The 1,276-nt window shown below is 57.6% G+C and carries 2 protein-coding genes; both read left to right on the top strand.

Translation table 11 applies throughout. From position 1 onward, the window contains the following. Positions 1 to 11 precede the first annotated feature (11 nt). Positions 12 to 980 carry a DUF932 domain-containing protein gene (locus AC1DRJ_RS28160; RefSeq protein ID WP_477805023.1) on the top strand — a complete coding sequence of 323 codons (969 nt, stop codon included), beginning with the start codon at positions 12 to 14 and terminating at the stop codon, positions 978 to 980. Positions 981 to 1,061: 81 nt separating this feature from the next. Next, positions 1,062 to 1,276: YqaJ viral recombinase family protein (locus tag AC1DRJ_RS28155; RefSeq protein WP_477805022.1), on the top strand; the 215-nt coding region annotated here is incomplete at its 3' end.

The raw sequence follows: 1,276 nt of genomic DNA, 5'->3' as shown, positions 1-1,276 counted from the left end.
GAATCACTCCCATGGCTCATCTCGTCGAACAAATGGCATACGTTGGCGCTACCCCTTGGCATGGTCTGGGTAACTGCCTGACGCAAAAGCAACCCCTGGAAGTMTGGCAGCGCGAAGCTGGCATGAACTGGCAGATTCAGGAAAGTCCTGTTCACTTCAAGGCCGACACTGTCGGCAACCTAGGCACAATTCACTCTTTTCCGGAACAGAAGGTGCTGTATCGCTCCGATACCAAGGCCCCCTTGTCGGTGGTTTCCAACCGCTACCAGATTGTGCAGCCTCGTGAGGTGCTGGAGTTCTACCGGGATCTGACTGAGGTCTCCGGCTACGAGTTGGAGACAGCTGGGATACTCAAAGGTGGCCGCAAGTTCTGGGCTCTGGCCAAGACGGGGCAGACATCCGTGCTGAAGGGCAACGACCAGGTGAATGGCTATCTTCTGTTAGCTACTTCCTGTGACGGTACGCTAGCCACCACCGCGACCCCGACCACCGTGCGTGTCGTTTGCAACAACACCCTGACCATCTCCCTGAGCGGCGCTACCCGCGCAATCAAGGTGCCACACAACACGCGCTTTGATCCGCAGGCCGTGAAGAAACAACTGGGCATCGCCGTCTCGCAATGGGATGAATTTATGTACCGCATGCGCGCACTGGCGGAGCGCAAGGTGCAATGGCATGAGGCGATAGGCTTCTTCATGAATGTGCTGTGTGACGTAGCCCCCCATAGCAAACTGCCGGAAGTGCTGCCGAATGAGCGCGCACTGCGCAAAGTCCAAGGCCTGTACGAAGGCCAAGGTCGTGGAGCGAAGCTTGAATCTGCTCAAGGTACTGCGTGGGGCTTGCTCAACGCGGTGACGGAGTATGTCGATCACGAGCGACGCGCCAGGAGTACCGAATACCGAATGGACTCTGCGTGGTTTGGGGCCGGGGCCGTCCTCAAGGAGCGCGCACTGAACGCAGCGCTGCAACTCGTCGCCTAGCCCCACTCACCTACTCAACTATTAAGGCGCCTGGTCAGCTCCTGCTGGCCGGGCGTTTTTTATGCCGGATAGGAAAACATCATGGAAACGCAGTCGCTGCAACAATCCTGCAGTAAACCCCGCCCCGCCTTGCGTCTGGTGGGGACCAAACAACTTCCCCGAGAAGACTGGCTGGCTGTGCGTAAACAAGGCATCGGCAGCTCGGATGCCGCCGCTGCTGTAGGGCTTAACCCTTACAAATCACAGTTGGAGCTGTGGATGGAGAAAACTGGCCGTGATGAATCACTACCCAAGCT

Source organism: Pseudomonas sp. P5_B2 (assembly GCF_056400445.1).
Note: the sequence above shows the minus strand (reverse complement) of the source record. Positions and strands in the feature narration are given on the sequence as shown.